The organism is Candidatus Avelusimicrobium sp., from assembly GCF_056976295.1.
Genome location: NZ_DBMCTG010000010.1, coordinates 27,702 through 44,070, shown reverse-complemented (window position 1 = coordinate 44,070; position 16,369 = coordinate 27,702). Strand labels below are relative to the sequence as shown.

Annotated in this window: 14 protein-coding genes; all 14 read right to left on the bottom strand. The window is 49.3% G+C overall.

The window, feature by feature from the left end; translation table 11 throughout:
* Window positions 1-13: 13 nt before the first annotated feature.
* Entirely contained in the window at window positions 14-1,150 is a 1,137-nt protein-coding gene (gene dprA, locus ACZOTW_RS05510) for a DNA-processing protein DprA (protein ID WP_483997698.1), read from the bottom strand.
* 1 nt (window position 1,151) lies between these two features.
* A complete protein-coding gene (locus ACZOTW_RS05505) occupies window positions 1,152-2,690 on the bottom strand; it encodes a YifB family Mg chelatase-like AAA ATPase (protein ID WP_483997697.1) in 1,539 nt (512 codons plus the stop codon).
* Window positions 2,691-2,692: 2 nt separating this feature from the next.
* Window positions 2,693-3,799, bottom strand: coding sequence for a hypothetical protein (locus tag ACZOTW_RS05500; RefSeq protein ID WP_177748512.1), 1,107 nt, complete (start codon window positions 3,797-3,799; stop codon window positions 2,693-2,695).
* The gene (locus ACZOTW_RS05495) at window positions 3,799-4,248 is read right to left on the bottom strand and encodes a hypothetical protein (RefSeq protein WP_177748514.1); all 450 of its coding nucleotides are present in this window, start codon (window positions 4,246-4,248) and stop codon (window positions 3,799-3,801) included. The genes ACZOTW_RS05500 and ACZOTW_RS05495 overlap by 1 nt, the downstream gene beginning before the upstream one ends.
* Window positions 4,249-4,251: 3 nt before the next feature.
* A complete protein-coding gene (locus ACZOTW_RS05490; protein WP_483997696.1) occupies window positions 4,252-7,251 on the bottom strand; it encodes a DnaA ATPase domain-containing protein in 3,000 nt (999 codons plus the stop codon).
* Entirely contained in the window at window positions 7,248-7,892 is a 645-nt protein-coding gene (gene deoC, locus ACZOTW_RS05485) for a deoxyribose-phosphate aldolase (protein ID WP_428037653.1), read from the bottom strand. The genes ACZOTW_RS05490 and deoC overlap by 4 nt, the downstream gene beginning before the upstream one ends.
* A 19-nt stretch (window positions 7,893-7,911) precedes the next feature.
* Window positions 7,912-8,670 carry a triose-phosphate isomerase gene (tpiA, locus tag ACZOTW_RS05480; protein ID WP_177748520.1) on the bottom strand — a complete coding sequence of 253 codons (759 nt, stop codon included), beginning with the start codon at window positions 8,668-8,670 and terminating at the stop codon, window positions 7,912-7,914.
* A 323-nt stretch (window positions 8,671-8,993) separates the two neighbouring features.
* Window positions 8,994-9,818: an LpxI family protein gene (locus ACZOTW_RS05475; RefSeq protein ID WP_483997695.1), complete on the bottom strand. Its 825-nt coding sequence runs from the start codon at window positions 9,816-9,818 to the stop codon at window positions 8,994-8,996.
* A complete protein-coding gene (lpxA, locus tag ACZOTW_RS05470; protein WP_483997694.1) occupies window positions 9,811-10,605 on the bottom strand; it encodes an acyl-ACP--UDP-N-acetylglucosamine O-acyltransferase in 795 nt (264 codons plus the stop codon). Before lpxA ends, ACZOTW_RS05475 begins: the two co-directional genes overlap by 8 nt.
* Window positions 10,598-11,089 (bottom strand): 3-hydroxyacyl-ACP dehydratase FabZ, encoded by a 492-nt coding sequence (fabZ, locus tag ACZOTW_RS05465; protein WP_483997693.1) that lies wholly within the window; start codon window positions 11,087-11,089, stop codon window positions 10,598-10,600. The genes lpxA and fabZ overlap by 8 nt, the downstream gene beginning before the upstream one ends.
* Complete coding sequence (lpxC, locus tag ACZOTW_RS05460) at window positions 11,086-11,910, bottom strand: UDP-3-O-acyl-N-acetylglucosamine deacetylase (protein ID WP_483997692.1); 825 nt, start codon at window positions 11,908-11,910, stop codon at window positions 11,086-11,088. The genes fabZ and lpxC overlap by 4 nt, the downstream gene beginning before the upstream one ends.
* Before the next feature lies 1 nt (window position 11,911).
* A complete protein-coding gene (gene lpxD, locus ACZOTW_RS05455; RefSeq protein ID WP_428039627.1) occupies window positions 11,912-12,988 on the bottom strand; it encodes a UDP-3-O-(3-hydroxymyristoyl)glucosamine N-acyltransferase in 1,077 nt (358 codons plus the stop codon).
* 10 nt (window positions 12,989-12,998) lie between these two features.
* Window positions 12,999-13,988 carry an OmpH/Skp family outer membrane protein gene (locus ACZOTW_RS05450; RefSeq protein WP_428040579.1) on the bottom strand — a complete coding sequence of 330 codons (990 nt, stop codon included), beginning with the start codon at window positions 13,986-13,988 and terminating at the stop codon, window positions 12,999-13,001.
* 7 nt (window positions 13,989-13,995) lie between these two features.
* Entirely contained in the window at window positions 13,996-16,362 is a 2,367-nt protein-coding gene (gene bamA, locus ACZOTW_RS05445) for an outer membrane protein assembly factor BamA (RefSeq protein WP_483997691.1), read from the bottom strand.
* Between the last annotated feature and the right edge of the window lie 7 nt (window positions 16,363-16,369).

Here is a 16,369-nt window from a genome sequence, read left to right as displayed (position 1 = left end):
TCCTTATAAAGTGTTAAAATTTGCTTTTACTGTACAGGCCGTTTTCGCAGGCCAAAAATCCTTTTACTTCCAATTCAAATAATAATGAGGCCGCTTCCGGCACGTCGGCATTTATTGCTTCGGCGATTTGGTCCAAACTGGCCTGTCCGCCGCCTACGGCGGTCATTACCGCGCGCTGCCGGGGTGTTAAATCTTCTTCCGGCTTTTGGGGGGAGTCGTCTTTCTTTTCAAAGAAGCGGCTGTCTAGCCCGAAGCGCAGTTGCTGTGGTATATAGTCTAGTATATCTGCAACAGAGGTTACAACCCCTGCCCCGTCTTTTATTAGGTTATTTGGTCCGCCGGACTGGGGACTGTCTATGGGGCCGGGTACGGCTAAAACGTCCTTGCCCATTTCCAGGGCGAGTTTAGCGGTAATCAGCGCGCCGGACTTAATTTCGCCTTCTACCACTACAACCGGTTGCGACAGCGCGGCAATAATGCGGTTTCTGCGCGGGAAATGAAAGGCATTGGGCGGGCGGTTAAACGGCAGTTCGCTGATGACGGCCCCGCCGTGTTCCAAAATGGCTTTTTCCAAAGCGCGGTTTTCGGGCGGATAACAACGCCCCACCCCGGTACCGATAACGGCCACGGTCGGCTTTTTAAGGCGCACGGCAGCGGCGTGGCACTCGCTGTCCACTCCCCGCGCCAGTCCGCTGATAACCGTTACCCCGCAAGCGGTCAAATCTCCCGCCAGTTTTGCGGCGGCGCGGCGACCGTAAGGGGTGATTTTGCGCGTACCCACCATCCCCACGCAGGCTTGTTCCGGCGGGGGGAGTTTGCCCAGTACATAGATAACGAGCGGGGCTTCTTTGATGTTTTTTAAAGATTGCGGGTATTCCTCATCTTCCGGCACGAAAATATGTCCGCCAAAAGCGGCTGTTTTGTCCCACTCTTCTTGCGGGTCCAAGGCAAAGGCGGCCTGCAACAGATGGTTTGCGGTAGAAAGGTTTAAATTGGCTTCTTGGGATAAGGTTTGGGCATCTTGGCGCAAAATTTCCTCGGCAGACCCGAAAATTTCAATCAGCCGTTCCAGCCAATCGGCACGGAAGAATAAAAAAGCATTTAGGCGGATTCTGGCCAGCCGTTCGGCGGCGGAAACGGACGGATTCATATTAAATATCGGCCACTCCTTTGCGGTCCAACGGTCGGTATTGCATTACTTCTACCAAATGTTTGACTTCAATATTTTCTTTGCCGTCTAAGTCGGCAATCGTGCGCGCGGTTTTTAAAATTTTATCTAAACTGCGTGCGCTTAGCCCAAACTTGCGCATAGCGGTTTCCAAGATGGCATCAGCACCGGCAGGAAGCAAACAAAATTCCTTAATTTCTTTGGGCGTCATAAAGGCATTAGCCGTTGTGGCGGAGTTTTTAAAGCGGTTTCGCTGGATTTCGCGCGCCTTTAATACGCGCTCTCGGATTTGGGCGGAGGTTTCTCCCTCACTCTTTTTATTCCAGTCGGAATATTTAACGGGATTTAAATTGACGGTTAAATCAATACGGTCTAACAGCGGCCCTGAAATGCGTGATTTATAACGGTTGACCTGCATTGGCGAACAGGTGCAAGGCTTTATCGGATCGCCCAAGTGCCCGCAGGGACAGGGATTCATCGCCGCAATTAACGTAAAGCGTGCCGGATAAGAAACGGTTTCCTTGGCGCGGGAAATGGTTACGCGGCCGTTTTCCAAAGGCTCGCGCAAGACTTCCAAGGACGAACGGGAAAATTCCGCAAATTCGTCCAAAAACAAAACGCCATTGTGCGCTAACGAAACTTCACCCGGGCGCGGAGTGGAGCCTCCGCCGATAAGAGCCACGTCCGAAATGGTGTGGTGCGGGTCCCGGAACGGGCGACGGGTTAAAAGGCGGCTCTTGCCCATTAAGTTGCAAATGGAGTAAATTTTGGTAATTTCTAAGGATTCTTCTTGCGTTAGCGGCGGTAAAATACCCGGGAAGCGTTTGGCGAGCATACTTTTACCTGTGCCCGGTAGGCCAATCATCAGCACATTATGACCGCCAGCGGCGGCGATTTCCAAGGCGCGTTTGGCAAGTGCCTGCCCCTTTACTTCACTGAAATCCAATTCCGCTACGGGGCTTTCTTCCTCTTGGGGAACATAGGACAATTTTACATCCTGTAAGGTCAGTTTCCCTTCCAAATATCCGGCTAATTCTTTTAGTGTGTGCGGTGTGATAAACGGCGCGCCGGATACTTGCCCTTCCAATACGTTTTGCGGGGGAATAACAGCGGTTTTACCCAGTTTCTTGCAAGAAATGAGCATTGGCAGTACACCCGCGCAAGGCCGGAGAGAGCCGTCCAAGGCCAGTTCGCCCAATACAAGTAAGTCTTTTATTTTGGCGGCGGCATCGGGCGAAAGTTGTTCGCTGGCCGCCAGGATGCCCAAGGCAATAGGTAAATCAAATTGTGTGCCGCTTTTGCGCAATTCTGCGGGGCTTAAATTAACGGTAATGCGTTTGGTGGGGAAATCAAACCCGCTGTTGCGCACGGCGGCTACCACGCGCTCCTTGCTTTCGCGCACTTCGGCATCAGGCAGACCGACCACGGCCAAGGTAGGCATACCGGGGGCGATATCCACTTCTACGGATACCGCAAAGCCTTCTATCCCCTTAATGGCTCCGGTGCATACATTGGCCAGCATAATCAGTTAAAACTCAGCACGATGGCATTGGGTGTAATGGTAACCACCGTAAAATTAATATTGTATTTGCGGATAATTTTGGCGGTTAATTCTTCCGGTGTGCCAATATTAGCCGATACTTCAAATTGCGCCGCCGAGTTGGCATAGCGTACCAAATTGTAATCCTCAATTTCGCGCAGGTCCTTTAAAATATCCTGTACCTGTTTTAAGCGTTCAATATTGCCTACATCTTTGACGGTTAAATTAAATACCTTGGCGGAATTGATAGCCGCATTAATAGGTTCAACCAGGCGTTTGGCGGCGGCTTCGCACGCGGCGGAAATAGACTTTTGCGCCGCAATATCGTCCAGGGGGTCCAAACCGCTTAGTTGGTCGGCCCCTTCTGCCACTACGGCATAGTTATTGGTGGCAAAGGTTTTAATAGCCGCACGCGCGCGGTACGATTTAAAAGGCGAAGCGGTGCCGGGCAAGGCGGAGATAGGATTGGTTTCTACGTCTGCCACAATCACAAAGCGTGCGCCTTCGGTACGGGCTTTATCTATAACCGAGTTGGGGTTTTCAATATTGTTTTGGCTTAAATTGTCGCCGTTGATTAAGGCAAAGGGTTGATTCTTTAAGGCGCGGTAAACAGCCTGTTTGCAATCTTGTTTAAGGGAGATGTCGTCGCCCACCATTTCGCGGGAGGTAACCAAAATATTGGTTTTTTTGGCAAACGCATCGGCTTCGGATTGTTTTATAATATCGCCAATGTCTTTTACCAGCACCATGGCTTTAATTTTGGTGTAGTATTCATCGCCTTTGCGGTACGATTTGGTAACGTGGCTGCGACGGATGAAACCGGCGGTTTTGGATACGATTTTGTCCTCCACTAATTGCGCCTGGTCCACGGTAGTAGCCGACGAAATAAATACACCCGCCACCTTTTCCACGGCAGACTTTTGGGCGGCTAAAATACCGTCTTTTTTCATTTGTCTTAAATTGTTTTCATTATAAGGAACCAACGATTCGGCTTCCACATATTCCCCTTCTCCTTTGGGGCCGATACGAAGCGAGCCGCATGCCGATACAAAAAAAGTGCAGGCTAACAGCAGAAATAAAAGTTTCTTCATTATTTTTTGCCCTCCGGGTCCAACCCTGATGCTTTCAGGCGCGCTCTGTCCAAGCGCATAATGACGGCGCAGCCGCCGTCTTCCATATATTCGGTGGAAATAAGTTCCATTTGGCGGATAACGCCCTCGGCGGACGAGTCAATCGTGCTGCCTACGGACACGGCATCCACCACTTGCACATTGGATTCCAAATTGGCTCCGTACAATACTTCCGTAGCCCGCTGGTAGGCGTGGGCGATGGCGGCCTCGCGGCTCATAATGCGCCGCTGGGAGTCGCTTGTGTGATTGGGATTGGCGGCCCCAAATCCGCGCACCCACAGATAATTATTATCTAAAAGGGTATCGTTAAAGGCAGGGGCAATCGCACCATTTTTGACGGCGGATTTCATTGTGCCCGCACAAGCGCACGCAAAAAGCGCGGCGGTGCAAAGCGTTAAAAGTTTCTTCATAAATTACCTCAACAATTCGGAAATTACCTTTACATAAGTGCTGGGGGCTTTGGTATCTTCGTAATTGATAATCCCACAGCGAATGAGCATAATTTCCAACATATGCGTAAGAATATCGTAGAAATTCTCGCGCACGGATGGGTCGCACACTTGGAGCGAGGGCCCTAAAATGACCGCCCCTTTTAATTTTTTGTTATCGCATAAGTTGGCGATTTTAAAGGCGGAGGAAATAATGTTTTCCGTAGCATAAGAGGAGCGCACGGCAATATCAAATCCGCCGGAAATACCCAACTCTTTGGCGCGCTGTTCCAGGCAGAACACCATCCAATTCATCAAATGGGAACTGTTTTGCGGGTAGAAGAAGCCAATGCGGCCCCACTCGCCGTTGCCCACGGTGGATAAAGTGGTAATGCTTTCTATGTCGCGGGTTAAAATTTCGCTTGTGGCATCTTCGCCATTGGTAGCCAGCAGTTTTTCAAAAATGGCGGCCTGGGAACGTTCCGATTCCGGCAGATTAGGAAAAATTAAATTTTCCAATACTTTTAAGCGGCGGATGCTGCGCGTAACGGTGCCTAATGTCATATGGGCTCCGCCAAAGAAATCGGTTACTTGGGCGTCGTTTAAATCTACTCCGTTTTCCAAGAGCATTTTTTTAACGATTTTTAAATGCGCGGAACCGCCCGCCGGCTTTAATTCCGAAATCCAACCGGAATCCAAGCGGAAGCGGATTAATTCTTCTAATTTTTCCAAACTTTCCGGCGGGTATTTAGAAGTAATTACAATTTGCTTTTGCTCGCGCAGAAACTTGTTAAGTAAGTTGGAAATATGCACGCGGTTTTGCTCGTTAATGGCCAATAGATGGATATCGTCAATGAGGAGCACCTTTACGCTGCCCATAAACTTGTCAAATTTTTCAATGTTTCCTTCCATTACATAGCGTTGAATCCCGCGCGAAAGCCGCACGCCGTTGGTCAAAAAGATGTTCTCCTGTCCGAATTTTTTGGAGAACGCATATGCCATAGCGTTTAAAAAGTGCGTTTTGCCCGTACCTGTTGCACCGTGCAACACCAAGGGGTTGTAGAGTTTACCCGGGTTTTCAATGACGGAAATGGCTGTCGCGTGCGCAAAGCGGTTGACGGACATTACCATATTTTCAAGCGTGTAAGTGGGCACCAACGGTACTTCCAAGGGCCAATTATGCTTTTTGATTTCCGAGAGCGGAATTTCAATAGAGTGGTCAATGGTTTTGGTCTTTTCCAAAATAGTTTTGCCTGCTGCCGGTGCGGGCATAGCCGGTTTGGGCTGATGAACAGGCTGCTGTACCTGAGGCTGTTGCGGGCGCGGCTGCGGCATAGCCGGGGCCGGATGCACCGGGGCAACAGGCGCGTGCGGCACAGGCGTATGGGCCGGTGCGGGAGTTGCCGGTTCGGTATTTAATTTGCGTCTAATGCGAAAAGTGGTTTTTTCTGCGTTATGTTCTTCCATAATAGATTCCCCCGGTTTTACCGGAACAAAAGGTGTTTGAGCGGCCGGCGCGACGGTCTGTTGCGGGCGCGGAGCCTGCGGTTGGACGGGAGCCTCGGGGCGCGGTTTGGGCGCGGCGGGCGGAACGGTTTGGTGGAACGACTTTTCATACTGGTTTTGCATTAGTTCGGTGTTAATGGTCGTTTCCAAATGGAACGTTTTGTCCAACGAGTCTATTTTTTGTCCACGGATAGTAATTTCTGGCAAATCCTCGCCGTCCTCTTGCGGAGTTGCCTGTTCAATCACAGGCGCGTGCGGCACGGTGTTAAGCAAATGTTCTTCTTCCGGAATTTGCCCGTGTATTGGTTCTGCCAGTTCCACCGAGGCCTCCTCCGGCGCAGGTCCTAAATTAAGGGGCTCGTCATCATCAGGGCGAACGGTGGATTTTTCTATATTTTCAAAGGGGTCTGCCACAGACGGATGGTCTGCGGGTTTGTTTAATAAATCAACTGGGTCCGGTGCTGTTTCTTCCTTAGCGGGAGAAACCTCGGCCGCAACAGGTTCTGTCGGTGCTGGCTCTGCCGGAATTTCCGGGACAGGTTTAGCAACTATTTCCGGCAAGGGTTGCTCTTCGGCGGAGTTTTCCGTCTGAACATTTTGCGGTTCCTCCGGGCGCATGGCGGCGTGGAGCGGAATGTCTATATCCGCATTTACCTCCGGCGCGGCAACCGTTTTGGCTTCTATACCCGGGGTAGGCGGCACGGTGTTAGCGTGCTTTACAAACCCTGTATCCTTTTGGGAAATTTGCCCGGTAACTTTGTTTAAATCGTCTAAATCAATAATGCAGGTTTGGTCCTTTATTTTCTGTTCAAAAACATTAAAGGATTCTTCCAAACTGTCTTTCCCGTCGGCTAGAATATTTATTTTTTGCTCGCGTTGCTGTTGGTTGTTTTTGACTAATTTTTGGTTTTCCAAGTCCAAAAACATATCATACTTGGTTTCCGCCGAAAAGATATCCTCCAAGGGCATATTGTCTAGCATAGTGCCCTCCATATCTTTAATGAGCATATCTTTGTCGTTAATTGTCAGCGGTTCTTGCTCCGTGGCAGGTTTTTCGTCTTTGGACATAGCAACGGTGTGCTGTTCCAAATTATCCGGCACAGGTGCGGCGGGCGGATTGGGTTTAAAGAAACTGTCCTCCGAAGCCACCTGGCTGACGGACCTGGATAAGTCCGTTTTCCCGTTAAACAGAGGGTCGCCCAACGCACCGTCCGGCGCAAATTGGTTTACTTTGTTTATTTGAGCCACCCCTTCTTCGGTTGCCGTACGGATTTTGGACAAGGTATCCTCGTTTAAATCCATAGGCAACTCAAAGGAAAAATTAAATGGCGGCAGAGCCGTGGCAGGCGTAGAAACATAACCCGCCAATTTTTTGGCGAGCAACTGCGCATCACGCTCCGTACCGTCCGTTACCACAGTGTAACGGATGTTTTGCGTGGCTGGGTCTATACGGGAAAGGATATCCCAGTTGGTAATCATTTGTCCTCTACAATTTTTACACCGCAACTGGCACCGATACGGGTAGCCCCTGCGGCGACCATAGCATCAAAATCTTCGCGCGTACGTACCCCGCCGGAAGCCTTTACCTGCATATGGGCGGGAATAGATTTCTTCATCAAAGCCACATCCGCCGCCGTAGCGCCGCCCCCTGTAAAACCCGTAGAGGTTTTGACAAAGTCGGCCCCGGCTTGGGCGGAAATTTCGCACGCTTTTACTTTTTCGGCATCCGTCAGTTGGGAGGTTTCAATAATTACCTTTAAAATGTGCCCTTTGCAGGCCCCGCGGACGGACTGGATATCTTGCAAAACGGTGTCGTAATCTTTATCTTTGAGCGCGCCGATATTGATAACCATATCAATTTCGTCGGCTCCGTTTTTGATAGCGTCTTGGGTTTCGTATGTCTTGACTGCGGTGGTATTCGCCCCCAATGGGAAACCGATGACCGTGCATACTTTTACGTCCGATCCGGCCAAGAGTTCTTTGGCGTAAGGCACCCAAAACGGGTTAATGCAAACGCTGCAAAAGCCGTGCTTGCGTGCTTCGTCGCAAACGCGGAGAATATCCTCTTTCCCGGCAATCGGTTTTAAAATAGTGTGGTCAATCAGTTTAGCCAAGTTCATACGAAACCCCTTTTAAATATTATTTATTGTAGTTGATAATGCGGGCGAATTTTTCCGCGACCAAAGACTGACCGCCTACCAAGGCGCCGTCCACATCTTGTTTAGCCATAATTTCGTCCACGTTAGTATCTTTTACGCTGCCGCCGTACAAAATGCGGGTGGCACCGGCAAACGCGGCAGAGTAGGCTTTGCCCAAATAGGCGCGGATGGCGGCGTGTACTTCTTGCGCTTGGTCCGGCGTGGCGGTTTTGCCCGTGCCGATAGCCCAAACGGGTTCATAGGCGATAATAAGACCTTTTAATTGTTCTTCGGTAAAGCCGTTTAAGCCGTTTTTGAGTTGTTCTTCAATGACGGAAAGAGTTTTGCCGGCTTCGCGTTGTTCTAGTGTTTCGCCTACGCAGAAGATAACGGTCAGGCCGTGGCGCAAGGCAGCGGCTACTTTTTTGTTCAAAATTTCGTCAGTATCGCCGAAAACGCTTCTGCGTTCGCTGTGGCCGATTAAGGTATGGGTAGCACCGGCATCTTTGGCTTGTACGGGGGAAACGGCACTCGTAAAGGCGCCTTTATCTTCCCAATGTACATCTTGTGCGGCTACTTTAATTTCGGACCCGTTGGCGAGTTCCGCCACTTTGGCGAGCGACGTATAAGACGGCGCAACGATAATTTCAACGTGGTTTTTATTCCCGGCTTTGGTAAGAGCAGTAATAAGGGCGGCAGATTCCGCGAGCGTATTGTGCATCTTCCAGTTTCCGGCAATGATAGGTGTTCTTTCGGTCATTTTAATTCCTCTTTAAATACAAAATAGAACGCTCTCCCGCGTTGGGAGAGAAACTTCCTATTAAATACTATCATAAAGAAAGCGAAATGAAAAGGGGCGGTGGAATTAGTTGCGGCTAAATTAATGGCCCGCCTGAATTGCCGTCCATACCGCTAGGCGGTACCCCGTAGAGTTTCTGTGGGGGAACTATTAATAGGTTTCAGGATCTACCGATTGTGTTGGGCTTTTGCTATTTGTCGTTTCGTTGGTTGCAACATTACAGAAAGCGTGTGGCTCCATTAATCAAAAGAGGGGAAAAAGGTAAGCCGTCCGCAGAGCAAACCTTATACCGCCATTAAGCAGATTTTATATTTATCGGCCAGGGCAATAACGTCCTCTAAATCTAAAACAAGGGTTTTTCCGGCTTCAAAGGCCAATACGGAAATCCCCGCCTTGTGCAGACTTTCCAGTGTCCCTTTGCCGATAACGGGCAAGTCAAAGCGGTTGTCTTGGTTGGGGCGGGCCACTTTCACCACCGCTACGGACGATTTCTTTTCGGCTGACTCTCGGTACAGTTCTCCCGCCCGCAAAATACAGCGGTCCGTACCTTCCATACCTTCTACGGCTATAACGGCATTTTGGCTGACCACGCAGGTAAGCCCAATATCCAGCGCCGCAATGGCTTTGGCGGTTTTATAACCAAATTCCGCCGCTTGTTGTTCCTCCGCGGTCGGTTTTCTGGCGGACAAAACACCTTTTTGGGGCATAAAATCTTCTAAAAACAGGGCCGAGTGTTCAAATTCAATGCCGTCCTTTTTAAATTCGTCCATTACGCGGGAGAGGATATTTTTGGTTTGCATATTCTTTAAGGAAGCCAAAAACTTCGCCCCGCGTAAATCAGGCATTAAATTAGTAAAAATAGAGGTGTGTTGTACGCGGCCGGCCATAATCACGCGGGTTACGCCGTGTTCTTTAAAAAAACGGATTCCCGCGCCCAACTGTCCCAGGCGGAAAGCCCGGAACACTTTGGCGCAGGTTTTATAATCGTTTTCTTTGGCGTTGCCTTTTGCACCGGCTACATAGACTTCATAGCCCTTTGATGTTGCTTTTTGGGCAATGTAAACGGGCATTTTCCCTTCGCCGGCGATAAGACCTATTTTATTAGTCATCATCGTGCAGTTTGGTTTTGGCTGTGGCTACACCGCGCGGGGAAGTTTTGCAAAAATCAATGATATGCTGTACTTCCTTGCAGGGGTGGGTGGCTTCCAATTCTGCCATAGCATCTTGCAGGCGTTTGCCGCTTCTGAACAAGGCTTTATAGGCACGTTTGATTTCCATAATGGTTTCGCGCGAAAGGCCTCCGCGGCGCATCCCGACAAGATTCAACCCGACCAAGCGGGCGCGCTGGCCTTGGGCAATACAATAGGGCGGAATATCCAGCGGCAGCATCGCCCCGCCGGCGAGCATAGCCATTGTGCCCACGCGAACAAACTGGTGGATTCCCACCATACCGGACATTACCACGCGGTCCTCTACTTGGACGTGTCCCGCAATTCCCGTGCTGTTGGCTACGATAATGTGGTCGCCCAGGCGGCAATCGTGCGCAACGTGGGAGTTAGCCATTAACAGGCAGTAATTGCCGATAGTGGTCGGTTTTTCCAAGTTTGTGGAGCGGTGGATGGTTACGCACTCGCGGATTTGGTTGTAATCGCCCATTTGTACGCGGGTCGGTTCATCTTTATAAGATAAATCTTGCGGCTTTACGCCGATAAAGGCACTGGCAATAATATCGTTGCCGTCGCCCATCGTTGTATTTTCAATTACGCAGAACGGACCGATTTTGTTATTTTTACCGATGATGACGCCCTTGCCGATGACGGTGTAGGGGCCGATATGGGTAGAGGGATCAATTTGGGCGGAGGGGTCAATTACCGCCGTAGGGTGTATGTTAGACATTGGGAATTTCTCCTAGAATAAAATTAAGGGTGGCCTGCGTGCACAGTTTGCCGTTAACGTAGGCTTCTGCATAGATTTTGGAAATTTTGCCCAGACGCAAGATTTCAATTGGCATTTCCAGCGTATCGCCGGGTTGTACCATCCCGCGGAATTTGGCATTTTCAATGCTTAAAAAGAGCGGAAGGCCGCCTTTTCCTTGCGTAATATAGCCCATCATGGCCCCGCCAAACGCTTGGGACATACTTTCCACTACCAATACACCCGGCATAACCGGTTTGGTGGGAAAGTGTCCTTTAAAGTAATACTCGTCGGGGCGTACAAAGTGCTTGCCGAGATATTTCTTTTTTTCTTCCAATACTTTTACTTCATCCACAAGCAGAAAAGGCTCGCGGTGCGGAATATTCTTTTTAATGCGTTCCTGGTCGTAAACATCTACGGCGGGAAGTGTTAAAAAGTCCTTTAAACTAGCGGATTTAACGCTCATTTGTCCTCCGAATTAGCCAAGAGAATCTTGGCGAAAATTACATTGTGTTTGTGCCCGCCGCAGGTGCAGGTAATGTTAAGCGGCGGCAGTTTGCGCCCGGTTAAACACAGGTCGCCCACCATATCCAAAATTTTGTGGCGGACAAGTTCGTCCGGGTAGCGCAGTTCGTTGATAAATTTATCTTTGCCGACAATGACGGCATTTTCCAAATTTCCGCCTTTTGCCAGACCGTGCGCCTTTAAAAAGGCCAGTTCTTCTTCAAAGCCGAAGGTGCGTGCGCGGGCAATTTCTTGGATATAATTGTCCGGTGTAAATTCCAAGGTAAATTCTTGGTGGCTGACCAACGGGTGTTTGTGCAAAAAGACAAAGGTAAAAGTTAATTTATCTGCTGGCTCTGCCGAGTAGGCAATACGTCCGCTTGTATAAGTAATTTTTTGCTTAATGTTTAACAGCGGTTGTTCGGCGGGCAAATCCTTTAAGCCCGCTTTTAAAAGGGCCTCTACATATACGTCGCTTGCTCCGTCGGTTACCGGCGGCTCCGGGCCGTCCATTTCTACGGTAACGTCTGTCAGCCCCAAAGCGTGCAAGGCAGACATAACGTGTTCCACTGTCCACACCTCGGCAGTTTCGTTTTTTAAATTGGTACCGCGTAAGGTGGAACTGACGTTTTGGGCCAAGGCGGCAATGGGTTTGGCACCGGGGATATCGGTGCGTAAAAAGGTAATGCCGTTGTCTGCGGGCTTAAACGTAAGTGTGGCGGGTACGCCCGTGTGTAAGCCGTTGCCTGTTACAACGGCGGTAGCAGAAAGGGTTTTTCTCATATTATAGTCCTAATAATTTTTTTAGTTTTCCGAAAAACGATAAGTTTTTGGTTTCTTCCAACTGCTTTTTAAAAGTTCTAAATTCCTTGTGCATTTCGGGCAGTTTGCGCAAAATAGCCTGCAATTTGAAAGCCTCGCGTTGGGGCATAGCCGGATAGCCGAAATAGGTTTGTCCGGCGGGAATAGATGTCATTACGCCGGATTGTGCGCCGACCTGGGCGCGGTCGCCGATGGACATATGTCCGGCCAGACCCACTTGGCCTGCCAAAATGACCCCGTTGCCGATTTCCGTCGTGCCGGCCACCCCGACTTGGGCACACATAATACTGCTCATACCTACGTGTACGTTGTGCCCGATTTGGACGAGGTTATCAATTTTTGTATTGTCGCCAATGACCGTGCTGGAAATTTTGGCGCGGTCAATGCAGGTATTGGACTGCACTTCTACATCGTTGCCCAAAACCACGTTGCCGATTTGCGGGATTTTTTGGTGGCGTCCGTCGTGAAATGTAAACCCGAAACCGTCCGAGCCGATTTTAGCCCCAGCCTGCAAAATAACGTAATCTTTCAGCACGCACTCCTCGCGGATAACGACCTGCGGGTAAATGTAGCAGTTCTTGCCGACGGATACATTTTTGCCAATGTAGCATTGTGGGAAAATAACGGTATTGTCGCCGATTTGCGCACCGTCCTCAATAACGGTATAAGCCCCGACAGAAACATTGGCCCCCAGTTTGGCCGACCCGCTGATAACGGCGGTGGGGTGGATGCCGGATGTATGTTTTTGTTTTTGTGCATCGGCATATTTCATTAAAAGAATAAAGGCCCATTCGGGATTTTTAGCATACAAAAGCGCCCCGTTGAAAGGAATATCCTGCCCTTTGGCACTTTCGGGCACGATAAGGGCGGAGGCTTTTAAGTCTTTCAACAAGTCTGCTTTCTCCAAAGAAGTTAAATAACAAAGTCCGCCTTCGTGTGCTTCTTCCAGCGAACAAAGGGCGGTAATGGCGGTATCCGGCTTGGAAACGTCTTGTGTTCCGGTAATCTTAGCCGCTTCGGCTACGGTTAATTTCAACATATAAAAACCTCTACTTTCCGCGTTGGCGGTATTTTTTTGCCTTTTTCAGGCGGGAGATAAAATCCTTGGTAACGTTTACCGGGCGGTCTCCGTATAAAATTTCGTCTTTGCGGACCACCGCACCGATATTACGCTTTTTGGCGAAGGATTTTATTTCCGTGTAAATGTCTTGCAAAATTGCGTTTACTTCTTTCTTTTCCAACTTTAAAATTTCTTCGCGCGTGGTATATTTATAATTATCAATAAAAAAGCCGCGCTCCGCAATAATTTTTTTATTGGAAGCAATACGCGCCGTCAAATCGTCCAGTTCCGCTGGCGAGTTTAAGGGGCTGGTGGATAAAATTTCCGCACCCGAAAAAGTCAGGCGGTTTAGCAAGTTGCCCAATACCAGAGAGTCCGCACTTTCTTGAATCTGCGGCTGTAATTTTGTGGGTTCCACCACAATACGTTCATAAAACGGTTTTAACTCGCGCAACTGTGCCGCTAAACGGTCGTTTTCGGCAGTCAAAACATTTATTAACTGCCGCGCGCCTTGCACTTCGTTTTCTTTGGATAAAATTTTTAAACGGATTTGCTCTTTAACGGCAATCGTGCGCGGATGTTCGTTAAAGGCCTCGTCAATATCAATAAAGGCCACCGTTAAGCATTTTTGCATTTCTTTGGGCTGTTCCTCTGCCGGTTCGTCCTGTACGGAGGGGGAGAGAGGGGCTTCTTTATCGGCGGCGGCTGCCATTTGCTCGGCGGTCATTGGCGGTTCGGGGGCGTTGGTTCCCGTGTGTGTATCGGCTTGTGCAAAGGCTTCGCTCTTGGTTTCCTCCGGCAGAATAATGTTGTCGGAGGCCGGGGCCGGTTGGGCGGTTTCTTGTGCGGATTTGGCTAAAATAGAGGCCACGGCGGCGGCTTCTTTATCCGTCAAAGCAGGCTCTTTCTCCGGTGCGTTTTGCGCTTGGAGAAGTCCTGCCAGACAAGAAACCAGTAGAAACAGCCAAACTTTTTTCATACACTCCTTACATCATATTGGAAATATTGAAATAGAAATGCGACCTGTCTTGGTTCGCGGCGTGATTCAAACCGTAGCCCCAGTCAATACGGATAGGCAACGACGGCGTAGTAAAGCGTAACCCTACCCCTACACCCGCTTTAAATTGGTTGCGGTCCGGCCCTAAGGAAAAGTCCAAATCACTAAACTTATTCCACGAGTTGCCCATATCAAAGAAGAAGGCAAATTGCGCCATATTTCTTCTGCCTTCGCGCGCAATCGGGAAGCGCAACTCGGCATTTAATACATAGTACATATCGCCGCCGAATTCGGGGCCGATTTCGCCCGCGCGTTCGTACCCGCGAATCGTATCCGCGCCGCCCAAGAAGAATTTTTCATAAGGCGGTACTTCCGTGGTGCGCCCGTAGGCCTGCACAGAGCCGAATTTATTGGACAGCACAAATACAATCGGGTAATTCCCGCCTACGTTAAGAACCGTGTAGTTGAAAATGGAGCGGGCATTTAAGTACCACAAATCCAGGTCGCCGCCAATCGGGCCGCCCGCCAAGGCCAAGCCCAAGGAGTTGCGCCAGCCCTGCGTGGGGTCCCACATATTGTCGCGGGTATCTACGGCGAAATCCGCGCTGAGGGTGGAAAGATTGGTTTTGCCCTTTTCCAAATAACTGTCGTCGCCGGGGTTGGATTGCGGCGGTTGGAAGCGTTGGTCAATGTCGTAAATATCAATGTTTTCAAACGAATAACCAAAGGACAACTGGTAAATATCATCATTAAAACGCGGACCGACTTTTACCCGTCCGCCGATACGTTTTTCCGTATAGGCCTGGTTTTCATCGGAGAACGAGCGGTAGCGGCGGGTGTTGAATAAATCCACACCCAGCGAGGTGGGCTTGTCATAAATCCACGGGGTGGACCAACTGACGGTATAATCCAAAATTTCCTTACCGAACATTGTGCGTAAGGATAACCGTTGGGCGCGGCCAAACAGGTTCATATGGTTGATAGAGAGTTCTCCGTACAAGCCGTCCATAGAACTCATCGCGAGGCCTGCCGTAAACATACCCGGTCGCCCTTCTACGACGTTAAATCCTAAATCTACTTTTTGCGGGTCGGCGGTGGGCTGCAAATCTATCTGCACGTCGTTAATAAAGCCCAAATTCATAATTTTGGTCTGGCTGCGTTTTATTTTTGCATTATCGTACAAATCGCCCGGGTGGATGGAAAGTTCGCGCGTAAAAACGTATTTTTTTGTATGTTCATAGCCGGTAACATCTACATTATCAATGTAAAAAATGCGGCCTTCGGCAATATCAAAGGTCAAGTTAAGTTTGCCGTTTTCAATATTTTTTACGGGGTTGACGCGCGCTTGCAGATAGCCTTTGTCTGCGTATTGTTCTTGGATAGCGGAAATGGTATCGTCAAAATCTTTTTGGTTATAGAGATGCCCCTCGCGGAAGAATACTTGTTTTTTAAGTTCTTCGGGTGTAAAAACATTGTTTCCCGCAAAAGAGACAGTGCCGAAGTCCACTTTTTCGCCCTCCGTTAAATCGTAGGAAATAGCGGCTTCGGTTTTGTCGTCATTTAGTTGTACTTTCGGCTCGGAAAGGGTAAATTCGCTGTACCCTTTATTGCGGCCGAAGAGCATCATTTTTACCCAGTCGCGCTGTAAATTTTGCGGTTTAAAGACCTTGCCGGGGCGGTTGGAGGCTTTTTTTAAAATTTTTTCCGCCGGCAGTTCGCCGCTGCCATTAATGGTAACGTCTTTCACTCGCACACGCTCGCCCTCGCGGATGAGAAGTTTCACAGACACTACGCCTAATTTTTCGTCGGTAGTCAGTTCGTAGGTAATTTGCGCGTTGACATATCCTTTTTCGGCATACTTGGCTTTAATACGGTCCAAATCCGCCTGTAATTTAGCCTCGTTAAAGGGGTCTTTTAGTTTAAGCGTCATGGCTTGTGTAATGGCACCCTTGCCCAGGTGTTTGCGCCCTTCGTAGGTTAAGCGGTCAAAAATCGGTTTTTCCTTGACAATGTAGGTCAAGCGGTGGCAAGGATAAATTTCGGAGCCGTTTTTTTCTTTCCGTGTGCCGGAAACGGGGGAAATATCTATTTCCACGCTGTCAAATGCGCCTAAGGCGGAAATATCGCGTATATCGTCGGAAACGGTGTAACGTTCGTACAGTTCGCCTTTTTTAGCGTGTCCTGTTTTGGTAATGGTTTTTTTGCGGATGTTTTTTAACCCGTCAGCCTCTATACTGCAAATCATCCACGGTCCGTTTGGGTCTAATTCTTGGGTGTCGGCATCTTCCGCGCGCGCGTACGAAAAAGCCGTCAATGCGGTGAGTAACAAAACTGCCCAGCGTTTGGAAAATGTCATGTGGTCC